General features: G+C 49.7%; 19 protein-coding genes. 3 read left to right on the top strand and 16 right to left on the bottom strand.

What is annotated here, in order from left to right; all coding sequences use genetic code 11:
• Window positions 1–18: 18 nt before the first annotated feature.
• A complete protein-coding gene (gene gltS, locus HMPREF1141_RS08260) occupies window positions 19–1,239 on the bottom strand; it encodes a sodium/glutamate symporter (protein ID WP_009062963.1) in 1,221 nt (406 codons plus the stop codon).
• Window positions 1,240–1,750: 511 nt separating this feature from the next.
• Between gltS and HMPREF1141_RS08255 the strand changes: the two genes are divergently transcribed.
• Window positions 1,751–2,587: a MurR/RpiR family transcriptional regulator gene (locus tag HMPREF1141_RS08255; protein ID WP_009063169.1), complete on the top strand. Its 837-nt coding sequence runs from the start codon at window positions 1,751–1,753 to the stop codon at window positions 2,585–2,587.
• A 152-nt stretch (window positions 2,588–2,739) separates the two neighbouring features.
• On the opposite strand, the gene HMPREF1141_RS08250 is transcribed toward HMPREF1141_RS08255, so the two are convergent.
• Complete coding sequence (locus tag HMPREF1141_RS08250; protein WP_009063048.1) at window positions 2,740–3,300, bottom strand: hypothetical protein; 561 nt, start codon at window positions 3,298–3,300, stop codon at window positions 2,740–2,742.
• An 858-nt stretch (window positions 3,301–4,158) separates the two neighbouring features.
• Between HMPREF1141_RS08250 and HMPREF1141_RS08245 the strand changes: the two genes are divergently transcribed.
• Window positions 4,159–4,965: a 5-deoxy-glucuronate isomerase gene (locus HMPREF1141_RS08245; protein ID WP_009063053.1), complete on the top strand. Its 807-nt coding sequence runs from the start codon at window positions 4,159–4,161 to the stop codon at window positions 4,963–4,965.
• Between the two features lie 397 nt (window positions 4,966–5,362).
• Here the strand turns inward: HMPREF1141_RS08245 and HMPREF1141_RS08240 are convergent, their stop codons facing one another.
• The 8 genes from HMPREF1141_RS08240 to HMPREF1141_RS08205 form a co-directional block, all read right to left on the bottom strand.
• Window positions 5,363–6,295, bottom strand: a complete 933-nt coding sequence (locus HMPREF1141_RS08240; RefSeq protein ID WP_009063082.1) for a transketolase family protein — start codon at window positions 6,293–6,295, stop codon at window positions 5,363–5,365.
• On the bottom strand, window positions 6,288–7,106 hold the full coding sequence (locus tag HMPREF1141_RS08235) for a transketolase (RefSeq protein ID WP_009063114.1): 819 nt from the start codon (window positions 7,104–7,106) through the stop codon (window positions 6,288–6,290). The genes HMPREF1141_RS08240 and HMPREF1141_RS08235 overlap by 8 nt, the downstream gene beginning before the upstream one ends.
• Window positions 7,107–7,123: 17 nt before the next feature.
• On the bottom strand, window positions 7,124–7,960 hold the full coding sequence (locus HMPREF1141_RS08230; RefSeq protein WP_009063015.1) for a carbohydrate ABC transporter permease: 837 nt from the start codon (window positions 7,958–7,960) through the stop codon (window positions 7,124–7,126).
• Between the two features lie 2 nt (window positions 7,961–7,962).
• Window positions 7,963–8,841 carry a sugar ABC transporter permease gene (locus tag HMPREF1141_RS08225; RefSeq protein WP_009063099.1) on the bottom strand — a complete coding sequence of 293 codons (879 nt, stop codon included), beginning with the start codon at window positions 8,839–8,841 and terminating at the stop codon, window positions 7,963–7,965.
• Window positions 8,842–8,947: 106 nt separating this feature from the next.
• Window positions 8,948–10,252, bottom strand: a complete 1,305-nt coding sequence (locus HMPREF1141_RS08220) for a sugar ABC transporter substrate-binding protein (RefSeq protein ID WP_242824576.1) — start codon at window positions 10,250–10,252, stop codon at window positions 8,948–8,950.
• 21 nt (window positions 10,253–10,273) lie between these two features.
• On the bottom strand, window positions 10,274–11,791 hold the full coding sequence (locus tag HMPREF1141_RS08215) for a CoA-acylating methylmalonate-semialdehyde dehydrogenase (RefSeq protein WP_009063076.1): 1,518 nt from the start codon (window positions 11,789–11,791) through the stop codon (window positions 10,274–10,276).
• A gap of 25 nt (window positions 11,792–11,816) precedes the next feature.
• Window positions 11,817–12,641: a class II fructose-bisphosphate aldolase gene (locus HMPREF1141_RS08210; RefSeq protein ID WP_035316784.1), complete on the bottom strand. Its 825-nt coding sequence runs from the start codon at window positions 12,639–12,641 to the stop codon at window positions 11,817–11,819.
• A 256-nt stretch (window positions 12,642–12,897) separates the two neighbouring features.
• A complete protein-coding gene (locus tag HMPREF1141_RS08205) occupies window positions 12,898–13,656 on the bottom strand; it encodes a DeoR/GlpR family DNA-binding transcription regulator (RefSeq protein WP_009063161.1) in 759 nt (252 codons plus the stop codon).
• A 218-nt stretch (window positions 13,657–13,874) separates the two neighbouring features.
• Here HMPREF1141_RS08205 and iolC point away from each other — a divergent pair, with 218 nt between their 5' ends.
• The gene (iolC, locus tag HMPREF1141_RS08200; RefSeq protein WP_009062992.1) at window positions 13,875–14,894 is read left to right on the top strand and encodes a 5-dehydro-2-deoxygluconokinase; all 1,020 of its coding nucleotides are present in this window, start codon (window positions 13,875–13,877) and stop codon (window positions 14,892–14,894) included.
• A 324-nt stretch (window positions 14,895–15,218) separates the two neighbouring features.
• Here iolC and HMPREF1141_RS08195 read toward each other — a convergent pair whose 3' ends face one another.
• The 6 genes from HMPREF1141_RS08195 to HMPREF1141_RS08170 all read right to left on the bottom strand — a co-directional run bounded on the left by HMPREF1141_RS08195 (window position 15,219) and on the right by HMPREF1141_RS08170 (window position 23,434).
• A complete protein-coding gene (locus tag HMPREF1141_RS08195) occupies window positions 15,219–17,558 on the bottom strand; it encodes a glycogen/starch/alpha-glucan phosphorylase (protein ID WP_035316812.1) in 2,340 nt (779 codons plus the stop codon).
• A gap of 116 nt (window positions 17,559–17,674) precedes the next feature.
• Window positions 17,675–19,180, bottom strand: coding sequence for a 4-alpha-glucanotransferase (gene malQ / locus HMPREF1141_RS08190; protein ID WP_009062866.1), 1,506 nt, complete (start codon window positions 19,178–19,180; stop codon window positions 17,675–17,677).
• Between the two features lies 1 nt (window position 19,181).
• The gene (locus tag HMPREF1141_RS08185) at window positions 19,182–20,228 is read right to left on the bottom strand and encodes a LacI family DNA-binding transcriptional regulator (protein ID WP_009062892.1); all 1,047 of its coding nucleotides are present in this window, start codon (window positions 20,226–20,228) and stop codon (window positions 19,182–19,184) included.
• A 36-nt stretch (window positions 20,229–20,264) separates the two neighbouring features.
• Window positions 20,265–21,101 carry a carbohydrate ABC transporter permease gene (locus HMPREF1141_RS08180; protein WP_009063012.1) on the bottom strand — a complete coding sequence of 279 codons (837 nt, stop codon included), beginning with the start codon at window positions 21,099–21,101 and terminating at the stop codon, window positions 20,265–20,267.
• Window positions 21,101–21,943, bottom strand: a complete 843-nt coding sequence (locus HMPREF1141_RS08175) for a sugar ABC transporter permease (RefSeq protein WP_009063157.1) — start codon at window positions 21,941–21,943, stop codon at window positions 21,101–21,103. Before HMPREF1141_RS08175 ends, HMPREF1141_RS08180 begins: the two co-directional genes overlap by 1 nt.
• Before the next feature lie 132 nt (window positions 21,944–22,075).
• Complete coding sequence (locus tag HMPREF1141_RS08170) at window positions 22,076–23,434, bottom strand: ABC transporter substrate-binding protein (protein WP_009063028.1); 1,359 nt, start codon at window positions 23,432–23,434, stop codon at window positions 22,076–22,078.
• Window positions 23,435–23,564: the final 130 nt, after the last annotated feature.

Raw genomic sequence — 23,564 nt, 5'->3', positions numbered from 1 at the left:
CGCAAGCGTGGCATTTTGCTATAAGACTCCCTGCAGGATCAGATTCATATGCGTCATGATCAAAACCGCCATGGCAAAATCCATCAGGAAGCCGCCGACAATCGGCACGGTGAAAAAGGCCTTTGGCGAAGGTCTGTCAAAGTGGGAAACCACCGCGCTCATACTGGCCATCGCGTTCGGCGTCGCCCCCATGGCGTACCCGTAAAATCCGGCGCTCATCACGGCTGCATCGTAATCGCGCCCGACCGCGCGGTAAACGATGAAATAGGCGTACAGCGCGAGCAGAATCACCTGACCGATCAATATGATAATCAGCGGTATGGCGACTTCGACAAGCTTCCAGATTTCCAGGGACATGATCGTCATCGCGAGGAACACATTCAGGAACAGACTGCCGAATACCTCGATTTCTTTGGTATAAATGCGGATGCCCAGCTTTTCGCTGCTGTTGAGGATGATCGCCGCGGCAAAAATCGCGCCGACATATGCCGGGAACACCATGCCGGTCATCTCGATTGCCTTTGAAATCAGCGTTCCAAAGCCCATGGCGATTACGATCTGGAAAAATCCCATATGTAGATGCTCTGTCGGAACGGATTTCACTTCTTCTTCCACAGCAAGCGCGGAATAATCTACCTGGGGCTTCGTGGAATCGCTTTCCTGCCGGGTCATCAGGCGGTGCTTTTCGATCAGCCGCTTCGCGATCGGCCCGCTGACCAAGCCGCCCATGACCAGACCGAAAGTTGCGGAGGTGATGGCGACCGTTAGCCCTCCCGCTGCCCCGTTCTGCTCCATGATCGGGGCAAACGCGGCGGACGAGCCGACGCCGCCCATCAGCGAAATGGAGCCAGCGCACATGCCCAAAAGCGGATTCAGCCCAAAGGCGCGTGCGATGGTAATTCCCCACAGATTCTGGATCACCAGCATAACGGAAGAAATCACGAACAAAATCGCAATCGCGATACCGCCCGCTTTAATGATGCGCAGGCTGGCGCTGAAGCCGATCGTACAGAAGAACGCGATCATAAAGAAATCTTTTAACGCCATATCGAAGGTGAAGGAATAGGCTCCTGACTGAACGCCGATCAGATGAAAAATGGAAAAGATCAAACCTCCTACCACAGGGGCGGGAATACAGTATTTCTCCAGAAAGGGAACCCTTTTGACGATCGCGTTTCCCATCAGGAATACCAATACCCCCAGAAATACGCTTTGAATTAAATTCAGGGATACAACCATGTTTTACCTCCTCTCAATAGACACCTGCGAATTCAACTTACTCAGGAATGTGCACACTCATATGAAAGGGAACCATGGTAAACCGTACAAATTTGAAAGCGCTTTTCGATTTGTATAGGTTGAATATACTACTGAAATTTCGTTTTGTCAATATAAATTTCATAATTATTTAATTATGAAATTTATATTTCAAAGCTTGTCCATTGTTTTTTTTGGCAAACATGATATAATAACCTCACGCCGCAGGCAAAAGCAGAGCTTTTGGCGGCTGAGAGAACATTGAATCATCAGCTTGGCGATTACGAATGCTGAAAGAAAGTTTTTGCGTGCTTGTATGATGTGGATGATATAATAACCTCACGCCGCAGGCAAAAGCAGAGCTTTTGGCGGCTGAGAGAGCATTGAATCATCAGTCAGGCGGTTACGAAAGTCATAATAGAGTTTTTGTAACCCAGTTTGCTTATTTAAGATATGATTTCCAGTACAATATGTTTTGCAGAGGAGTCATCAAATGGATATTTATCAAAAGCTGGCTGCCGAACTGCCTCAAATGAGTAAAACGCAAACCAAAATTGCGGACTATATTCTGAACAACAGAAATTCCGTTTCTTTTTACAATGTGCGCAAGCTGGCGCAATTGGCCGGAGTAAGCGAAGCTTCTGTGATTCGTTTTTCTGTGTTTCTTGGATTTAAGGGCTACCCGGAGCTGCGCGAAGCTTTGCAGGAGGCAACGCAGCAGCATCTTTCCGTCAAAGACCGCCTGATCATGTCGTACCACGCTTACCAGGACAATGAGATTCTGGACGTGATGAAGGACGACGTGAACAATATTCTTCAGACGCTCGAAAACACGGACATTGAAAAGGTGAAAAAAATCTGCGCAGAAATCATTTCTGCAAAGCACATTTTTATCATCAGCTGCCGCAGTGCCGCTTCACTGGGCACTTTTTTCTGGTATTACCTGAATATGATCCTCGACAACGTCACACTGATCACCTCTTTGTCGGATGACATTGAACGGCTGGAATCCGTTACGTCGGAGGATTTGTTTATCGGATTGAGCTTTGAGCGGTATTCGAAAGCGACGTACCAGATGATGAAATTCGCAAAAGAAAAAGGCTGCAAAACGATCTCGATCACAGATACGCTCCTCTCCCCCTTGATTCCCTGGTCGGACGATTATCTGCTGAGCTGCACCAAAATGCCGACCTTCCTCGATTCCTTTGTAGCTCCGCTGAGCATTATCAACATGCTGATCACCTATATCGGCCGCGCCAAAAACACCGATCTGGAAAAGCGGCTTCAGGAATACGACAACATCTGGAACACGTTTGATATGTTTTTGTAAAAGCAGGATTGATACAAAAAGGCCCGCACCTGACAGCAGGTGCGGGCCTTCTTTCGTAGAAAAATCTAATGGAACAAATACTGTTTTTTCGACGCTAAATGGGATACCTAGTGCGTCATATCCCTCAGGGGAGTGGATATAACCGCTGCTGCCTACATACACATGGAATTCTCTTTTTGCTCACACTTTACAATCAATTCGTTTATCTTTGCTGCCCATTCGTTATTATTATTTACTACGAATTTTTCCCATTCGCCATCTGTCTTTTCTATTTTCAGACCTGTTGCGAAGTTAAGTACCTTGCAGGGGGTGACAGACTTTATGATGTTCATTGGAATCGACAGTTCATGATTTTGAATGTTGAATTGATGCGATTTAAAAAGCAAGACCTCAGACGTTAAAAAAAGCCAGCCGCCAACGCTCTCTTTGTTCATAAAATGGTTTGCTCCACTCTCAAAAACAATTCTATATTTCATTGCCATTTGGCTGCGTAAAGATTCAAATTTCTTTGTCTGTACCATAGCAAAAAAGTCCATGAACAGGCCGAATAATACACCCGAAAGAAGTCCTGCGGCCAAACCCAATAGAATCCCTAACAAAAGCCCGTGTAATCCGTCTTTTTGACCTGCCGTTATTCCGAATAGTAAAGCAAAGAACAAGCCCATGATCCCCCCGAAAGATAGACCTGCTTTGATACTGACATTCCCCTTCATGAATAAAACTCCTTATTATTATCAATTAACCATGGGGCCGGAGTCTTTGCGGTGATGCGAAACTGACCAAAGACGACCCAAGACGGCGCTGATTATGTAAATCGATTTACGTATATTTTATCAATACCGCTAAAGACTTGCAAGATATTTATGCTTTTATGAAAACATTGACAAATCCAAATGTAAAAGAACCAAGCCTGTGCAATCAGAAAATAGCGGCTGTTCATTTGAAAATCCCGTTGAGTGTGTTACGGTTTTGCCCTGCCCTTCACAACGCAAAAGACGGACGATCGGCTTTAGCCGATCGTCCGTCTTTTATTATCACACTCTGTTTGCCGACTGCCCAATCGGAATGTTCCCCGAAACTTCTTGATCGGGTGTCAGCTGACCGGCACGCCCTCTTTGTTTCATTTGTTTTTTATTGGGAAACCGGAATGCCCCAAATCTCCCGCGCGTACTCGCGCACCGTGCGGTCGCTGGAGAACTGCCCGGCGTGCGCGGTATTCGTCAGGCATTTGCGCGAAAATTGCACCGCGTTACAGTAATCGCGGTTCGCGCGCAGCTTGGCGTCGCAAAAGAAGCACCTCCATCCCCTGTCCCATCAAAATCCATGGAAGTCCTTTGACAAGGAGTTTATAGTTGAGGCCCGCATAAAACGATCAAATTTGAACAACATTAGCAACACCAGACCAACACAGTTACATATTTTTAAAAAAATAGATTATTTTATGAATAATTTCACCCGAATCGGGTTGACAAAGACATTGTATCGGACTATTATAAAAATAAGTTATCCAAAAAATAACCATAAAATACTCAATATAAAACAGGGCCCTTATTTTGTAAGGAGGATTTGCAATGTACGATTGTATTAGAAAAGGGGAAAAAGAAATGGCATATGGGTACACGCGCATTGCCGAAATGAATGGACCGCATGCCAGCATGCTCATGGACTTTGGCGTTCTAAGGTTAAAGAAGAATCAAAACTTTGAAGAAGAACAGCCCTTGGAATGCGCTTATATGCTTATTTATGGCGAAGTCACCATTCAATGGGAAGGCAAGCAGAAAACCATCCGCAGGAAAAACTGTTTTGATGAATCCCCCTGGGTACTGCATGTGCCTGCCGGAACAAAGGTTTCCATCACCGGCGAGGCCGAAGACAGCGAGGTTACCGTACATCGTACCAACAACGATACCGCTTTTGACGCCAACCTTTACGCTCCTGAAGATACGGCGGATGAATTTCGCGGTGCCGGTACCATGAAAGAAACCTGCACCCGTATCGTACGCACTGTATTTGATAAAAGCAATGCTCCCTGGTCCAATATGATTCTGGGCGAAGTCATTAATATTCCGGGCAAGTGGTCCAGCTATCCTCCCCATATTCATCCGCAGCCGGAAATCTATTATTATAAGTTTAATCCGGCCAACGGTTATGGCTTCAGCGAAGTGGGCGATGACGTCATTAAAGTCCATAATAACGATACAGTTTTCCTCGAAGCCAACTACACACATCCCCAGGTTGCAGGGCCGGGATATGCCCTGTGGTATATGTGGTGTATCCGCCATTTGGATGGTAATCCCTATATCGCACCTTATTTTCTGCCCGAGCATGCATACATTAAGGAGCCAGGCACTGAAATCTGGGAGCCGAAAAAGAAGTGATTCGGATCGAATGAATCCGGTTCGATGATTTCTCGGCTTGCCCTGCATTTCCTTTCCTGATTCACCGGAATGCCTCCAACTTTGGGCTTTTTCCATATCCCCATTATTTCGGCCTGCCAGTCAGCTTTCATTCTGATTTGCAAAGTTGAATCACCTGTCCAGCGGCAAAGCGAAGCCTCTCTGAAATCACTCCGATTTCAGAGAGGCTTCGCTTTGCAAATGTAATACAGATACAAAAAACGCGGGTTTTAGGGCACCCCGAATATGTGGAGAAAAAACAACCGAGCTATCCGGAGTTCCCGGTATGTCCTCATCAGTCTCCACCACGCGGACGGTTGGATCACCACCGGACGAATGGTAGGAACAATCGGCCCATTCCCCTGTCTTCGCCTGTATTCTATTTCAGAATCATTCTGCAGGTTTCGGCTATATTTTCTGCGGTCAACCCGTAAGCTTTGAACAAATCGGCAGGCTTGCCGGACTGACCGAATTTATCCTGGATACCGACGCGGGCAAATTTGGCCGCTGATCTGCCCGCAAGAACCTCCGCCACAGCGGAGCCAAGACCGCCGATAATGGAATGTTCTTCCGCGGTAACGATCGCCCCGCATTTCCCGGCCATTGTTAAAATGATCTCGCTGTCGATGGGTTTAATGGTGTGCATGTTGACGACCGCGGCGCTCACACCGTCTTTTTCCAGCAGCTCGGCGGCTTTCAGGGCTTCCGGGATCATCAGGCCAGCTGCAATAACGCACACGTCGCCGCCATCCCTCAAAACATTTGCCTTGCCGGGGATAAACGGATCGGATTCTTTGGTGAGAATATCGCAGACCGGGCGCGCGACGCGAATATACACCGGCCCATCAATCCCGGCGGCCGCGAAGACGGCTTTTTTCATCTCAACTGCGTCGCAGGGAACAAAGATCGTCATGTCGGGCAGCACCCGCATCAGCGCGATATCTTCAATGGACTGGTGGCTGCCGCCGTCCTCGCCGACGCACAGGCCGGAGTGTGAAAGGCCAAATTTCACATTTGCATTGACATAGCTGACGGAATTGCGAATCTGCTCATAAGCGCGGCCCGCGCCGAACAGTGCGAACGTACTGACAAACGGCAGAAAGCCCGAGTGCGCAAAGCCCGCAGCTCCACACACCATGTTTGCCTCCGCGATGCCGAAGTTGAAGAAACGATCCGGATATTTTGCGGCGAAGGTACTTGTCATGGTCGCGTGCGCCAGATCGGCATCCATGACCACAACTTTATCGTTTTTTGCGCCGAGCTCTACCAGAGCTTCGCCGTACGCCACTCTTAAAGATTTGCTCTCAGCCATCGACTTCTACCCCCAGTTCCTTCATTGCGGCAATATACTGATCTTTGTTCGGCGCTTTGCCGTGCCACCCGAACTGATCCACCATAAAGGAAACGCCCTGCCCCTTATGGGTGTCGCAGCAGATGAACTTGGGTTTGCCGAAGACAGAAACCTTCAGCGCTTGCGTGATCGCGTCGACATCGTGGCCGTTCACCCGAAAGCATTCAAATCCAAACGATTCATACTTGGCCATCGGGCTGCCGACCCCCATAACCTCATCGTTGGAGCCGTCGATCTGCAAGTGGTTGAAGTCGAGCAGGACGGTCAAATTGTCGAGCCGGTAGTGAGCCGCAGCCATCGCCGCCTCCCAGACAAGGCCCTCCTGCATCTCACCGTCGCCGATGAGCACGTACACCTTATAATCCGCCTTTGCATGCTTGGCCGCCATTGCCATGCCAGTCGCGATGGAAACGCCCTGGCCCAGAGACCCCGTGTTGCAGTCAACACCCACGGTCTTTCTCATATCGGGATGCCCCTGCAGATGAGATCCGTATTGGCGAAGCGTCCAAAGATCCTCGCGCGGGAAAAAGCCCCGATCCGCCAAAACGGCATACAAAGCGGGACACGCGTGGCCCTTGCTCAGGACAAAACGGTCGCGGTCGGCCATCTGAGGGTTCTTCGGATCGATCTTCATACTGTTGTAGTAAAGAGCCAGAAGAATTTCGACGCAGGAAAGTGATCCGCCGGGGTGGCCCGACTGACAGAGATAAAGCATCTTTAGAATATCGGCCCTCAACTGTCTTGCCTTTTCTTGCTGAATTTCACGATTCATTGCTGTAACTCCTTTATTTATCCTTTTACCGCTCCGGCAGTAAGTCCCGCGACTAACCGCTTCTGTGCAAAAAAGAACATGATGCAGACAGGGATTATGGTGATTATGCCGCCCGCCGTCAGAAGATCCCACTGCACTCCCAACTGGCCGATTAAGTTTTTAAGCGCCACAGGGATCGTACGGCTGGTTTCATTGGTAAACAAGACGGCAAAGGTGTATTCATTCCAGGACGTCATAAAGATATAAGCGCCGGTGGCAACAAGACATGGGATTAATACGGGAAATATGATGCGCATGAACGCCTGTGATCGGCTGGCTCCGTCTACCATGGCCGCTTCTTCAAGCGATTTGGGAAGATCGTTCAGATAACCATTCAGCAGCCACACGGAAAACGGAATGGTAAACGTAGTATAGGATAATATGAGAGCGATTGGAGTATAAAGGATTCCCATAGAGCGCATGATGGAATACAGAGGAATGAGCAGCAGCACCGTTGGGAACATATTGTTGGTCAAAAACATAATCATAAATATTTTTCTGCCGGGAAAGCGGAAACGCGAAAACGCGTATGCCGCCAGCATGGAAACCAGCAGGCTGACCAATGTGGTGACGCCCGCAACAAGCAGGCTGTTCCCCATAGGTTTGATAAAATTGAAATCCACAAAAAGCTTATGGTAAGAATCAAAAACCACGTTCTGCGGCCAATAGGTAACTACGCTGCCGTAAAGCTCTGATTTCGGTTTGATGGACGTCACGAATGTCCAGTAAAACGGGAAAAGCAAGAACAGCAGGATCACGCCCAGCGGGAGATAAAGGGCAAAAAAATCAATCAGACCACTGTGTCTTTTTTTCATTTTTAACCCTCCTGATTCCTGAACATACTTTTCAGATATGGAACCGCCACCACCAGCAAGAGCAGCGTCAGCAGCAGCGACATGGTGGAGGAATACCCCAGGTTGAGCGAGTTGGCCTTGTTAAAGATGTAAACGCTCAGGGTCTGGGAGGCATATGCCGGCCCGCCGCCTGTCATGCTGAAAATAACGTCCACCGAGTTCGCCACCCAGATGATACGCAGCAGCGTGGTGACGAAGATCGTGTTTTTAATGGAAGGGATCGTAATGCGAAACAGCTTTTGAGCGCCGTTCGCACCGTCGATGTCGGCAGCCTCGTACAACTCGGCGGGGACTCCCTGCAGGCCCGCAAGCAGCATCAGAGCGAAAAACGGGATGCCCTGCCAGATGATCGTCACGATCACCGATGGCATCACCGTGGATTCCTGCGCCAAGAAGGGGATCGGCATATCGATCAGGCCGACCTTCTTCAGCAGATCGTTCAGCACGCCATAGCTGCCGTCATAAATCCATCGCCACATCAGTCCGATCAGGACGCCGGGGGTAACCCAGGGGATCAGACTAACGGAACGAATGATGCCGCGCCCTTTAAAGCTCTTGTTGAGAAAATTCGCCAGGATAAAACCGAAAAGGAACTGGAATCCCACACCGAATATCACCCACAGGGCGGTTCTTAACAAAGATCCCCAAAAGATCGGATCATGAAATACCTCGATATAATTCGCAAGACCGATAAAAACAATTTCCCGGGGTCTTCTAAGATCATAGCTTTGGAAACTCATCAATATTGCATTGGCGACCGGAACAAAAACAACGGCCGCGACAATGAATAATGCGGGTGCAATTAACAAGTACGGCCATATGTACAATTTCTCTTTCTTCACACAATAGTCTCCTCTTTTCTGCTGATGATAAAATGGGCTGCTCTTTGAGCGTTGAGCAACCCATTCCGTCATTTCAATTCAGCTTATTATCTTACAGAAAACAGATTTATTTTGAGTAGAGCGCTTTGTCCAATTGTTCCATTGCCTCTTTCGCCGTTATCTTTCCTAACAGCGCCGCCTGAATCGTCGCAGGCCATGTATTGTTGATCCAGTCCGTAGTGGTATCGAGTACGGGGAGGATTCCCGCAAATGGGGCGCCCTCAATCGATATCTTCATAAAACGGTTATTCTGAATCTCTGGCATCTGCTGGACTGTTTTACTGACAGGCACGTTCCCGGTTTTCACACACCATGTTTTTTGACCAGCGCCGGTTGCCAGATAGGACATCCATTCAAAAGCAGCCTCTTTGTTTTTACTGCTTGAGAACATAACCGTTTCGGTATCCCCCATGGAGGTCCATCTGCCCTGAGGCGAATCCGGAAACGCAAAGGCGCCGACATCGTCCCCGAATTTTTCTACCATATTAACCGACGTGCCGATATGCTGTATGGTCATAGCGGTCAATCCCGACTGGAAATTCGCAATGATTTCATTGAATCCGTCATTGGGGGCCGAGGGCGGGGCGCATCCATCCTGAAACAGATCAATGAAATCCTGCATGCCTTGAATTGACGCGTCCGATGTCAGGTTATCGAAGCTTCCGCCGCGGGCATAGATAAAGCTTCCCCAAGGCTCCTGGCCGCCTTTTGAACCGCGAATGCCATACCCGTATACATCTGTTTTTCCATCCCCGTTCGTATCGCGGGTCAGCTTACGACAGTCTTGCAGAAATTCCTCATAGGTCTTTGGAATATCGATACCTGCCGCCTGAAACATGGAAGGCCTGTAATAAACATAAAGGATCTGTGTGTTCCAGGGCATTAAATAAAGATTGTCGTCTTTCGTTACGCTGCGCAATGTTTTATACAGCGTATCCTGAATATCATCCTTATCCTCCCATGAATCAATGTAAGAATCCAACGGCTCTAATAAATGATTGGCTGTAAACAAAGGAGTGGATGTCAGCTTGAACCCGGCGGTATCCGGTGCGCCTCCACCCATCGCGGCGGTAAACAAATCCTGGCTATACTGACCGCCATCCCACGGATGGATTTCAAGCTCGACCTTAATGTTTTTTCCGTTGGTCGCATTGAAATCATCCACCATGCTTTGCATAACCTGGGTATGCATGTCGCTGTCAGGCCAAAACCAGTGCTTAAGAATAATGGGCTGATTGGGACTTTCCGATTTTGCAGCAGAGGAAATGCTTTGGGATCCAGACTGGCAACCGGCCAGTGTAGTGATGGACAACGCGAATGCCAAGATCATAGTCAACGCTTTTTTACATCCAGACATTTTCTTTCCTCCCATTTTTAAATCACAATATTCCTGTTAAATGGTTCCATCCCATGTGGAGACTGTACTTTTCGCTTTTTCCTCCTCATCAAACCACCTTGTGGTTACCGATTTTGTCTCCGTATAGAAACGGATTCCATCTCTTCCCAAACAATGCAAATCGCCAAAGAAGGATCTTTTATGGCCTGAAAACGGGAATACGCCGACAGGAACCGGGATGCCGACATTAACGCCTACCATACCGCCGTCCGTACGTTTTGCAAACTCACGCGCATAGTGCCCGCTCTGCGTGAAAATGACCGAACCGTTGGCAAACGGGTTGGTATTCATGACCGCAATCCCCTCTTCAAAGTCCTTTACTCGCTTAAAGCAAAGTACGGGCCCAAATATTTCTCTCTCGCCGATTGTCATACCGGGCTCGACATGATCAAAAATCGTCGGGCCCAAGTAAAACCCATTTTCATAACCGGGAACGGAAGGGTTTCGTCCATCCAAAACAAGACGGGCGCCTTCTTTGATCCCCAGCTCGATCCAATCGAGGACTGACTTTTTATGATCCGCATTGATTACAGGGCCTAAATTTGTGCTTGGATCATACGCCAGGCCAATCTTTAAATTCCTGGCCATTTGTATGGTCGCTTCGATCAGCTCGTCCGCAATACTTTCCTGCACACAGACAACCGGCAGCGCCATACAGCGTTCCCCCGCGCATCCAAAAGAAGCGTTAATGATTCCCGCAGCCGTGCGCTGAATCGGAGAGTCCTCCAGCACCAAAGCATGATTTTTCGCTTCACAAAGCGCCTGTACGCGCTTGCCCGCCTGCGCCGCCTTCGAATAGATCGACAGTCCCACTTGCGTGGAGCCCACAAAGGAAATCCCCACGACATCCGGATGTGTCAACAAGATTTCCGCTTCATGCCGTGAACAGGTGACAATATTAATGACACCATCCGGGAGTCCCGCCTTTTGATACAGCTCAGCAAACTTCATGACTGTCATCGGCGTGAAACTGGCCGCTTTTATCACAATCGTATTGCCGCAGGCGACGCATTGGGGAGTCATCCACCCCATCGGAATCATCGCGGGAAAATTGAAGGGAACAATGCCGGCGAACACGCCCATCGGCTCCCGATACAGCACGGTATCGTATCCGGAAGAAGCATCCCGCAGAGTCTCCCCCATTCCCGAAAGCAAAGAAGGGATCGAGCAGGCAAGCTCTGTGCCTTCCTTCGCTTTTAAAATATCTCCCTGGGCTTCTTCCCACGCTTTTCCGTTTTCCCTTGCGACACTGAGCGTCAGCTCATCCATGTTTTCTTCAATCAGCTGCCGGACCTTATGTAGAATCTGTGCTCGTTTGACGGGTGAGGTGTTTGACCACCCGGGGTATGCGGCTTTTGCCGCAGTGACTGCGCTTTCCACTTCTTCTTTTGTACAGCATGGAGCCTCCGCAATTATTTCCCCTGTGCTCGGATTATAAATCGGTAGGTACTTTTCTGTCTTTGATACCACCCATTGCCCGTTGATAAAAGGCTGTAACCGCTGTATCGTGCCCATTTTGATCCCCCATTTTCTTTCAGATTTAAGGTCTTATTGCCTGCATCTTCTGTTCTGCTGCTCTTTGTACCTCTTGCATCGGTAACTGAAAAAGCTTGATTCGGTCAAATTCATCCGGTTGGTCCTCCATAGCCTGCCTCAACGTTTTGCCAAAAGCCATGCGCAAAGAAGTGCCAATATTGATTTTACTGACGCCGGAAGCGGATAGCTTTTTCAAATCTTCATCCGGAACACCGGTGGAACCGTGTATCACCAGAGGCACCTTTACCATCTCATGAATCCGCTTCAGCCTGTCAAACTGAATATTCGCGGTTTGTGCGGTCATCCGATGCACTGTTCCCACTGCAACCGCGAGGCAGTCCACCCCGGTCGCCTGATAAAATTCCAGCGCCTCTTCCGGTTCCGTATAAATCCATTTCGCCTTGACCGCCGGATCCGAATAACCAACCGAGCCAATTTCGGCCTCTACCGAAACGTCGTGAGGATGAGCAAGAGCGATTACTTTGCGTGTCAGGTCGATATTCTCTTCCTTGCTGAGCTGAGAACCATCAAACATAACGGAGCTGAAACCGACCTGTATCGCCAGCTCAATCGATTTCATGCAGATCGAATGGTCAAGATGAACGCTCACCGCGACGGATGCCTTTTTTGCCAGCGATATCAGCATCGGCCCAATGATATCTAACGGAATATGGTTTTCCGCGTCGCGATTTACCATCAAAATAACCGGTTCCTTTAAATTTTCGGCCGCTTTGATTACCGATATGGCGTCTTCATAGCCGTAAACATTAAAACCGGCAATTGCGTAATTGTTATGTTGTTTAAACAGATGGTTTAAGTTAACCAACACATTTCATACCTCCCAACAGATTGATATGGCAAATAATTGTTATCTTTTGGTTATATAATGGTTAAATTCTGCGAACAATATAACATTATTATGGGCAATTGTCAAGATACCTTTTTATATTTTTTATAGACTTTGCGCATTTTCACCTGTTTCTAGATTATTTAAGCAAACAGAAAGCTGGTATCAGTTGGAATATTCCAACTGATACCAGCTTTCTGTTTGCTCTTTTAAATTTTCAGCTAATACTCCGTACCAGCTAATCCGCAATAATCAGTTCCACACCATGTTCTTTAAAGTACTCAACATAACGATTGGACGGCATTTTATCGGTAATAACCGCATTAAAATCAGGCAGCTTCGCATAGGTTAACAGAGAAAACTTATCGAATTTTGTGCTGTCTATTAATAAATAAGTGATTGTACTGCATTCCAGCGCCGCTTTTTTGACCTCGTATTCTCCCTCCGTGGAATTTGTCGCGCCATGCTCAATGGAAACGGCTGTAGCGGAGAGAAAAGCCTTGCCGATATTATAATTTTTAAAAATTCTTGCCGCGTCGGCCCCCACAGTGGAGTATGTTTCTTTTGCCAGCTGGCCTCCAGTAGCAAAAACACGATAATCATTTTCATAGATCGATCTGATCAGGATTTCCAAGTTATTGGTAAAAAGCGTTAAATTCAAATTTTTCGGTAATTGATCGAATAAACTTGTGGCGGTTGTTCCGGAATCAATGAAAATCGCATCTCCATCCTGAACAAATTCTGCCGCTTTTTTGGCAATTCTCTGCTTTAGATCGATATTGGTTGTATTTCGTTCTTCAAACGGCACTGTTTCTTTGACGTTATTTGCGATTACGCCTCCATAAATTTTGCTGATCGTGCCACGTTTGACCAAAGAATCCAAATCGCGGCGTATCGTATTCCGCGAAACTTGAAACACTTCACACAAAGTATCAATACTGACCGTTTTATTTTCTAAAATATAATCATTGATTTGTTCAATTCGCTGTGTACGCAAATTTTTACAACCCCTTTAACCAATCAGATAATATATATTTCTTATCGATTCTTATATATTATTTATATTATTTATATTATTATAGTCCACTTTTTCTTATAAATCAATATGATATTTTGTATATCGATTGACAATCGAATAAATTTGCGCTAATATGTTCAATACAGAACAATAATATAACCAAAATATTATCATTTTATAGAAAAGGAGAGTCGTATATGGAATACATTCACTTTGATCATAGCCGTGCCTATGACTTAGTTCCCCTTGGCAGAATCTGTATTGATTTTAATCCTGTTGATATCAATCAGTCATTGGTCTATAGTAATCATTTTAACAAATATGTCGGCGGTTCTCCCGCCAACATCGCTGTCGGCATGGCGCGTTTGGGGAAAAAGGTGGGTTTTATCGGCAAAATATCCGATGATCGGTTCGGTGAATATGTTGTTCAATATTTTCGGGCGGAAGGAATTGATACCTCTCATATCACCCGCTGTAAAAACGGTGAAAAGCTTGGTCTGGCCTTTACGGAAATTCTCAGTCCCACGCAAAGCAGCCTACTGATGTACCGTGATGGAGTAGCAGATTTGCAGCTGGACCCTGAGGATATTGACGAGGAGTACATTAAAAATACGAAGATACTTTTAATTTCCGGTACGGCATTATGTAAAAGTCCAAGCCGTGGAGCTACCCTGAAAGCAATACAGCTGGCTAAAAAATATCATACTGTGGTTGTTTTTGATATTGATTATCGAGCCTATACCTGGAAATCGAAGGATGAAATTTCCATATATTATTCTTTGGTGGGAAAAGAGAGCGATATCATCATTGGCTCAAAAGAAGAATTTGATCTGATGGAACGCCTCATGATAAACGGGACAAGCTCAGATGCACAAACGGCCCGCAGATGGCATAGCTTCGGCTGTAAAATCGTCATCATCAAGCATGGGAAGGAAGGTTCTACCGCCTATACAAATGATGGCGAGAGCTATGTGATAAAGCCATTTTCCATTCAGTTATTGAAATCGTTCGGCGGTGGAGACGGCTATGGTTCAGCATTTCTCTACGCGCTTTTAGAAGGATGGCCGATGATGGATGCATTGGAATTTGGCACGGCCTCCGCCGCAATGCTGGTCTCTGCCCCAAGCTGTTCGGCAGCTATGCCAACTGTCCAACAGATTCAGGAATTTATTGCTGAGAACAAGGCAAAAAACGGAGAAGTAGTGACAAAGGAATAAGGCACGACAGTTTGCTCGAATAGAGTTCAGTCTATTCACCACACAATGCTGCCTTTATGCTTTAGGGTGGCTGGGCCAAAAGGCGCAAAACAAGGTCTGTCGTTAAAAAAAGAAAATGGGACAGCTCCTGATCAGCCGCTTCTCCTTTCACAACAAACCCAGATCAAAGGAAAAGACCAGCCTTGTAGGCTGGTCTTTTCCTTTGATCTGGGGACAAAACCGTGCAGCTAAGTTCGTTCGATCACCGTTTGCCGGCCGTTCGTAGTTAGAATCCTTAAGGCTCCCCTCCCCTTGATGAAAAGCCGTCAATTCAAAAGCTTACTTTTATTGGGAAACCGGAATGCCCCAAATCTCCCGCGCGTACTCGCGCACCGTGCGGTCGCTGGAAAACTGCCCGGCGTGCGCGGTATTCGTCAGGCATTTGCGCGAGAACTGCTCCGCATTGTGATAATCGCGGTTCGCGCGCAGCTTTGCGTCACAGTAGGATTCGAAATCGCGCAGCAGGTAGTACTGGTCGGGGCGATGCCACGACGCGCCTTTCAGCAGCGAATCGTACAGCTCGCGGAACAACCCGGTGTCGCCGTCGTCCAGCGTACCATCGATCAGGGTATCTACCACGCGGCGGATACGTGGGTTCGATTCGTACAGCGCTTTCGGGTCGTAGGTGTCTAAATTCTGCGCGATCTCTTCCACCGTCGCGCCGAAAATATAATTGTTCTCTGCCTCGGCCCGCTCGACGATTTCGATATTCGCGCCGTCCAGCGTACCGAGCGTGACCGCGCCGTTCAGCATCAGCTTCATGTTGCCGGTGCCGCTGGCCTCGGTGCCCGCGGTGGAAATCTGCTCGGAAACGTCCGCCGCCGGAATCAGCTTTTCGGCATAGGACACATTATAGTTCTGCACAAACAGCACCTGAATTTTGTTGCGCACCTCGGGGTCGGCATCGACCATACGGGCGATCTCGTTGATGAATTTGATAATTCCCTTGGCGCGGCGGTAACCGGGCGCAGCCTTGGCCCCGAACAGGAACGCGGTGGGAGTAAAATCGGTCAGCGTACCGTCTTTGATGGCAAAATACAGGTCGAGAATCGAAAACGCATTCAAAAGCTGACGCTTGTATTCGTGCAGGCGCTTGATCTGCACATCGAATATAAAATCGGGGTTCAGCTCGTAGCCGTATTCATGGATTCGAACGTGATCGCACAGCTGAATTTTTTTCTGCCGCTTGATCGCGCGAAACTGTGCGAGAGATGCCGGATCATTCAGGTAAGGCGCGAGGCGCTCGAGCTGATTTAAATCGGTGACCCAGCCGCTGCCGATGCGCTCGGTAATGAACGCGGCGAGCTCCTGATTGCACAAGGCCAGCCAGCGGCGCTGGGTGATGCCGTTCGTTTTATTCTGGAAGCGCTCGGGATACATCCGGTACCACTCGGGCAGCACCGCGCTTTTCAGCAGCTCGCTGTGAATTTTCGCCACGCCGTTCGTCGCATGGGAAGCATACACCGCCAACCGCGCCATATGAAGCTGGCCGCCACTGATGATCTGCAGGGCAGCTTTGTCCTGCTGCGGCACATTTCGCGCCTTAATTTCACGGCTCAAGCTGTTTTGCAGCATGACTACATAGGGGTACACCTGCGGTGCGACGGAAAGGAACAAGGAAACGTCCCATTTTTCCAGTGCTTCGGCCATGATGGTATGGTTCGTATACGCAAAGGTGTCGCGCACAATCGGGAACGCCTGCTCAAACGAAAGCTGATGCTCCTCCATCAAAAGGCGCAAAAGCTCCGGAATCGCGATAACCGGGTGGGTATCGTTGAGCTGAATCGCGTAGTCGCCGGCAAAACGGGAAAAATCCTCGCCATGGCGGCGGAGAAACTCTTTCATCAGGCTTTGCAAAGACGCGCTGCAGAAGAAATACTGCTGCTTGAGCCGCAGCCGCTTCCCGGCGGGAGTATCGTCGTTCGGGTAGAGCACCACTGTGATTTCTTCAGCGCGCACCCGCTCATCAACCGCTTCATCATATTTTTGCAGGTTGAACTGCTCAAAATCGAACGCGGAAAGCGGCTCTGCCTGCCACAGGCGCAGCCGGTTGACGGTGTGCCCGCCCCAACCGATCACCGGCATATCGTAGGGCACAGCGCGCACGGTCTGATCGGCAAACGAAACGATAACGGCTTCGTTTTCCCGCCGGATTCCCCACGGGTCGCCGACCTTCTGCCAATCGTCGGCGATTTCTTTCTGAAATCCTTCCTCAAAATATTGATGGAACAGCCCGTATTTGTAGCGGATGCCAAACCCGTGCAGCGGAATATTGTGCGTGGCTGCCGAATCCAGAAAACAAGCGGCAAGCCTGCCAAGCCCGCCATTGCCAAGGGCATCGTCTTCAATGCTTTCAAACACACCGGGGTCAAAGCCGTTGCGGCTCAGGTATGCACGGCAGCGCTCCAGCAGCCCCAGGTTCAGCAGATTGCTGTAAATCAGCCGGCCGAGAAGAAATTCCGCCGAGAGATAGCAGGCCTGCTTCCCGGGATTCTCCGAAAAAGAAAGCGACTTCATCGCCGCTTTGGATACTGCGTTATACAGCTGCTCTACCGATGCTTCCCGTGCCGTTACACCGTAGTCGTATTCCAGGTATTGATCAATCTGCTGTTCAAACTGATTCATGCGCTTTTCCTCCTGCGTATCGCCAATCTGCTTTCTAGTAAATTCCATTGAAAACTGTCTCATACAAATACAGTCGTTCCTTTCCCCCGCTTGCGGCGGAGAACGAACTCGGCAGTTTATTCAGTGCTGTGTCTTCCGTACAGCTTCATCATGCGGCGCAGGTTCTCCGCAAGCTCCGGTGGTACCTGGCCGGGCGCCAGCCGCCAGCGCCAATTCTGCCCCAGTGTGGAGGGCGTGTTGATCCGGGCGGAATTATCCAGCCCCAGCAAATCCTGCATCTGAAAAATCACGGTATTCGCAACGCTGGCATACCCCGCACGGATGAGCGCCGCGGGAACCTCGCGGCTCGTTCTCACATTCAAATACTCTCTTGCAAAACGCATCCGCTTCCGCTTTTGATGCGCAAAAAAGCCGACCAAAGTCTCGTTATCGTGCGTGCCGCCGTACACAACCATGTTGCGGCCAAAATGAAACGGCAGATTGGAATTGGTTTCATCGCCGTCAAAGGCAAACTGCATCAGCTTCATGCCGGGGTATCCGCTGATTTTGAGCAGCCGGTCCACCTCCGGAATCACGACGCCGAGATTTTCTGCGATCACACGCTTGTCACCCATCACCTCTGCGATGGCTTCAATCAGCGGGCGGCCCGGGCCGGGGTTCCACCAGCCGCTTAGGGCGGTGGTCTCTTCTGCCGGGATGGAGTAGTAATGCGCGATGCCGACAAAATGGTCGATGCGGATGACATCGTACAGGCGCGCCGAAAAACGCATGCGCTGCTTCCACCAGGAAAATCCGTCGCGCTCCATAAACGCCCAGTCATACAGCGGGTTGCCCCACAGCTGACCGGTTTCGGAAAACAGATCCGGCGGAACGCCTGCCACCAGCGTGGGCCTGCGCTGCTCATCGAGCTGGAACTGCTCGCCCTGCGACCACACATCCGCGCTGTCGAGCGCGACATAAATGGGGATATCACCGATGATCTCTATCCCCTGCTGATTCGCGTATGCTTTCAGGCGGAACCACTGGCGGAAAAACTCAAACTGACAGAATTTCCAAAAATCCATTTCTGCTGTATTGCGCTTGCGGCAGGCCTGCAAGGCCTCCGGCTCGCGCAGGCGAAGCTCTTCCGGCCAGGCCAGCCATTCCCTGCCGTCAAACTCGGTTTTCAGGGACATGTACAGCGCATATTCCTCCAGCCACTCCGCATTTTCCCCACAGAACAGCAGATATTCCACGGTTTTCCGGTGCTTGCTTCGTGCAAAAGCCCGGCGCAGCACCGCGAAGCGCTTTTCGTACAGCGCAGCGTAATCCACATCGATCGGGTTCTGTCCGCAGTCCGCCTGCTCCAGCTCTTCGGTGGTCAAAAGCCCCTGCTCCTGCAGAACATCGAGATCGATCAGATACGGATTCCCCGCAAATGCCGAAAAGCTCTGATATGGACTGTCGCCGTAGCTCGTCGGCCCCAGCGGCAGCACCTGCCACCAGCGCTGGCCAGCCTGAACCAGAAAATCCACAAAATCATACGCCGCCTGCCCGAAGGTGCCGATCCCATAGGGGGACGGAAGGCTCGTGACCGGCAAAAGCACACCGGCCCCGCGCTCCATTGGTTTTTGCTTTTTCATTTTATTCCCCCTCAGCCGTACCGCAGGCCGTAAAAGCTCCCTCCACGCGGCGGACGCTTTCCCCCTCCCTCAGGCAGAAATCTGCCAGCTCGTGAACTGCTGCCGACTGATTTTCAATACAATCAATTAAAATACTGACCCCGCGCTCCGCCATTTTCGATTTGGACTGCTCGATGGTGGCGAGCTTCGGGTTATAATACTGCGCAAGCTCGATTCCGTCGAAGCCCATCACGGAAATGTCCTGTGGGATTCGGATGTTCCGGTCAAGCAGGTACCGGCAGGCGCCGATTGCCATCACGTCACTCATGGCGAATACCGCGGTGATGTCCGGGGAGCTTTGCAGCAGGCGTTCCATGGCGTGGTAGCCGTCCTCGTAAGAAAAGCGGGCTTTCTGGTACCGCTGTTCCTCCGGGAACGGAATGCCGTACCGCTCAAAGGTCCGCTGGCAGCCCAGATACCGCAGATAGCTGATGCTGTTGGTATCGAGCCGGTTGCCGCCGATCACGCCGATATTCTGGTGCCCCATCTGAATCAGGTATTCCACCGCGCGGGACGCGGCGGCAGTATCGTCGGTGCTGACGCTGGAAAGATACGAAAAGCCCAGACGATCCGCCGCGGTCGACACCAGCACGCTCGGCAGCGAAATCTGCTCAAAACCCTCGACAAAATTCTGCAGATTGCCGCCCAGAAACAGCAGGCCGAGGGGCTTGCTCTCGCGAATCAGCTGCTGCGCCTGAATGACCTCATCGTCCTCTTCATCCAGATAGCACACCTGCGCGGTGTACCCTTCCTTTTCAATCAGCACCTGCATCTGCTCCAAAATCGGGGCGAACAGCATGTTCGAAATACCCTTGACCAGAATCGCGATGCTGTTGGTCGCCGTTTGCTTGAGCTGGCGGGCGTTCTGATTGGGAACAAAGCGATGCGCCTCAATGACCGCCTGAATCTTTCGCTTTGTTTCCTCACTGACGTCGGGATGATTATTGAGGGCCCGCGACACCGTGCTGACCGCAAACCCGGATTCCCGTGCAATATCTTTAATAGTCAATAAAAACGCCCCCAGGGTGAAAATTTGAATTCTGGATTACCCCTTCACCGCGCCGGCCAGCACGCCCTTGATGATATGCTTCTGGCAGGTCAGGTAGAAAATGATGATCGGAATGATGGAGAGCACCAACATCGCCATCAGCGCGCCCATATCGCGCGAACCGTACCCGCCCTGCAGATACTGAATCGCAATTGGAATGGTTCGGAACTTGGTGCCGATCACAAGGTACGGCAGCAGAAAGTCGTTCCAGATCCACATCGCATTCAGAATCGCGACCGTGATCGCCGTGGGGCGCAGAATGGGAAACACGATGAGAAAGAAGGTCTGAAGCGGGCTGCAGCCGTCAATAACGGAGGATTCCTCAATATCGACCGGCACGCTCTTGATAAAACCGCTGAACATAAAGACCGACAGCCCGGCGCCAAAGCCCAGGTAGATCACGATGATGCCAAAAGGGTTATCAAGCCGCAGAACATTGGCGACCTTGACCATGGTATACATGACCATCTGGAACGGAACCACCATGCTGAACACAAACAGATAGTATAAGGCGGAGGTCACCGGGCTCTTTACCCGGGTAATATACCAGGCCGTCATTGAGGTAAACAGGATAATTGCCGCAACGGAAAAAACCGTAATAAATAAAGAATATCCAAACGCGCGGAAAAAATCAATCTTCTGCACGCCATTTACATAGTTATCGATGCCGGAAAAGGTCGTGGCATCCGGCAGTGCAAAGGGAGCATTCGAAATAAAGAGCTGCCCCTTGAAGGAATTCATCAGTACAAGAAGAATCGGGATCAAAAACAGGAAAAACAGAATCAAAAGGAAAACAAACAGAATGGTATTGACTCTTTTTGCGGTGTTCTCCATCAGTTTTCCACCTCCCTGCTGCGGGTCACCATCAGCTGCACCAGAGCGATTCCCGCCACGAGCAGGAAGAACACAACCGCCTTGGCCTGGCCGACGCCCTCATACCCCATGCGGCCGTAGAAGGAATTGAAAATATCCAGGGCCAGCATAGCGCTCTGCCGTGCCGGCGCGCCGCCGGTGAGGGCAAAGTTCTGGTCAAACAGCTTAAACGAATTGGTCAGCGTTAAAAAGGTACAAATCGTGACGGACGGCATCACCAGAGGAATCGTCACATAAAACAGCGTCTGGCGGGGTGTGGCCCCATCGATCTGCGCCGCCTCGATCACGTCGCCGGGAATGTTCTGGATTCCCGCAATATAAATAATCATCATATAGCCGATCATCTGCCAGTTCATCAGGACAACCAGTCCCCAAAAACCATAACTTGCATCGAACGTAATGTCAACCCCAAATTTCAGCAGCACACCGTTGATCAGCAGCTGCCAGATATAGCCGAGCACAATGCCGCCGATCAGGTTCGGCATAAAGAACGCGGTGCGGAACACGTTTGTGCCGCGAATGCCGCGTGTGAGCAGCAGCGCCAGCAAAAAGGCCAGCACGTTGATGGCGATGACAGATACAACGGTGAATTTCGCTGTAAAGCCCAGCGCATTCAGGAAATTCGAGTCCGAAAACGCACGGACGTAATTATCCGTACCCACCCATTTGGCGTTCGTTACGGTAGTGAACTTGGCGAACGACAGATACACGCCCATGAAGAACGGAACCAAAAAGGCGATCACAAACGCAATAACCGTCGGCAGCGCAAAAACGGCGAAATATTTTTTAAGTGTTTTCTGCATGCTTTCTTCTCCCCTTCCAAAGCAATCCCGGAGTGTGCGCCCCGTCACCGGCTTTTGTCCATTGATGGAAAAAGCCGCCCCGCGCCGCAGGGCGCGGAGCGGCTCTCCCGTTCATAAAAACAAATGATATTATTACTGGGCGCTTTCACTCTTCCATTCGGAAACAACCAGTTTTTTCACATCGACCCAGGATTTGCTGCCCTGCGAATACTGCAGCAAAGCGGCGCCAAAATCATCCTTAAAGGTTTGGCTGGGGAACACGGTGAAATTCCACGGAACCGTGTTGATACCGTCCTTGGACATCCAGTTGAGCACTTCCTTCGCCAGCGGGTCGGTAGGCTTCTCGTCCTCGGTGAAAGTGTCGAACGGAGCGATGAAGTTCAGCTTGTTGGTGACAAAGTCCTTGCCGGTCTTGCTGGAATACAGCCAATACAGGAAGTCTTCGGCTGCCTTCTGTTTTTCGGCAGGAGCCTCTTTGTTGATCGCGAAGAAGTTCTCGGTGCCGATGCACAGGCCCTGATTCTCTTCGCCGGGCATACCGGTGTAGATGGGCAGGAACTTAACATCTTCCGCTTTTACGGTATTTCCCTGCACGCCGGAGATCTGGCTCCACGCCCAGTTGCCGTTCTGAACCATCGCGGTCTGGCCGAGCGCGAATTCCGCCATGGAATCGGTGACCTGCTTGGTGCCGAGCAGATTCTTCGGAGTAATGGAGTTGTTCAAATAAAGATCAAAGATATTCTTGAAATTGTCGGAATACTGGAACTTGATTTCCTTTGTGGCGTCGCTGGTCAAGTCGATCTTGTTGTCTTTGAACTCGTAGTAAACCGGAACATTGGCCAGATGAGTCTGCCAGCGCCAGTTATCCGTGGGTTTTAAAGAGGTGGAAGAGAATACGCCCTTGATGCCGAGTTCGTCTTTTTTCGCCGTCATGTCTTCCACAACCGCCTTGAGCTTATCAAAGCTGTTGATCTCTGCCATAGAGGCTGCTTTCGCACCGGAGGTCTTGAAATATTTGTCCATGATGGCCTGGTTATAGATAATGCCGTAGCCCTCTACCACATAAGGGATGCCATATACGCCGTCGCCGTCTGTAACAGCCAGGCTCTTATCCGTCAGGTGTTTGTACAGCTCGGTGTCTTTCAGGTCTGCGCAATAATCCTTCCAGCTGGCGTAGCCTCTCGGCCCGTTGATCTGGAAGATCGTCGGCGCATCTGTTTTGGCGATTTCGGACTTCAGGGTCTGCTCATAAGTATTGGAAGCAGCAGTAACCACATTCAGAGTAACGCCGGTTTCTTCTTTATACGCTTTCGCGATCTCTTCGTAAACAGAAGCAACCTCAGGCTTAAAGTTCAGATAGTAGATGCTTTGCTCCCCCTGAGGAGCTGCACTGGCGGCGCTGCTGGGGCTTCCGCCGGTGCTGTTGCTGCACGCGGCCATGGAAGCTGTCATCGCCATTGCCAGGCAAAATGTCAGAACCTTTTTCATCATTTTTCCTCCTAACAAATATGTTCTTCAGCGTTCCAGTAACGTTACCGGAAACGTTACCAGCTTCTTTCGATTTTTAGTATAGTACATTATTTGTACGATTTCAATAGTATTTTTGAATTTATTTTTATTT

Source organism: Clostridium sp. MSTE9 (assembly GCF_000277625.1).
GTDB classification, from domain to species: Bacteria; Bacillota; Clostridia; order Oscillospirales; family Acutalibacteraceae; genus Faecalispora; species Faecalispora jeddahensis.
Note: the sequence above shows the minus strand (reverse complement) of the source record. Positions and strands in the feature narration are given on the sequence as shown.

Coding starts and splice junctions, on each gene's coding strand:
- gltS (WP_009062963.1), bottom strand. CDS start 1,239: ATGGTTGTATCCCTGAATTTAATTCAAAGCGTATTTCTGGGGGTATTG.
- HMPREF1141_RS08255 (WP_009063169.1), top strand. CDS start 1,751: ATGGATATTTATCAAAAGCTGGCTGCCGAACTGCCTCAAATGAGTAAA.
- HMPREF1141_RS08250 (WP_009063048.1), bottom strand. CDS start 3,300: ATGAAGGGGAATGTCAGTATCAAAGCAGGTCTATCTTTCGGGGGGATC.
- HMPREF1141_RS08245 (WP_009063053.1), top strand. CDS start 4,159: ATGTACGATTGTATTAGAAAAGGGGAAAAAGAAATGGCATATGGGTAC.
- HMPREF1141_RS08240 (WP_009063082.1), bottom strand. CDS start 6,295: ATGGCTGAGAGCAAATCTTTAAGAGTGGCGTACGGCGAAGCTCTGGTA.
- HMPREF1141_RS08235 (WP_009063114.1), bottom strand. CDS start 7,106: ATGAATCGTGAAATTCAGCAAGAAAAGGCAAGACAGTTGAGGGCCGAT.
- HMPREF1141_RS08230 (WP_009063015.1), bottom strand. CDS start 7,960: ATGAAAAAAAGACACAGTGGTCTGATTGATTTTTTTGCCCTTTATCTC.
- HMPREF1141_RS08220 (WP_242824576.1), bottom strand. CDS start 10,252: ATGGGAGGAAAGAAAATGTCTGGATGTAAAAAAGCGTTGACTATGATC.
- HMPREF1141_RS08215 (WP_009063076.1), bottom strand. CDS start 11,791: ATGGGCACGATACAGCGGTTACAGCCTTTTATCAACGGGCAATGGGTG.
- iolC (WP_009062992.1), top strand. CDS start 13,875: ATGGAATACATTCACTTTGATCATAGCCGTGCCTATGACTTAGTTCCC.
- HMPREF1141_RS08195 (WP_035316812.1), bottom strand. CDS start 17,558: ATGAATCAGTTTGAACAGCAGATTGATCAATACCTGGAATACGACTAC.
- malQ (WP_009062866.1), bottom strand. CDS start 19,180: ATGAAAAAGCAAAAACCAATGGAGCGCGGGGCCGGTGTGCTTTTGCCG.
- HMPREF1141_RS08180 (WP_009063012.1), bottom strand. CDS start 21,101: ATGGAGAACACCGCAAAAAGAGTCAATACCATTCTGTTTGTTTTCCTT.
- HMPREF1141_RS08175 (WP_009063157.1), bottom strand. CDS start 21,943: ATGCAGAAAACACTTAAAAAATATTTCGCCGTTTTTGCGCTGCCGACG.
- HMPREF1141_RS08170 (WP_009063028.1), bottom strand. CDS start 23,434: ATGATGAAAAAGGTTCTGACATTTTGCCTGGCAATGGCGATGACAGCT.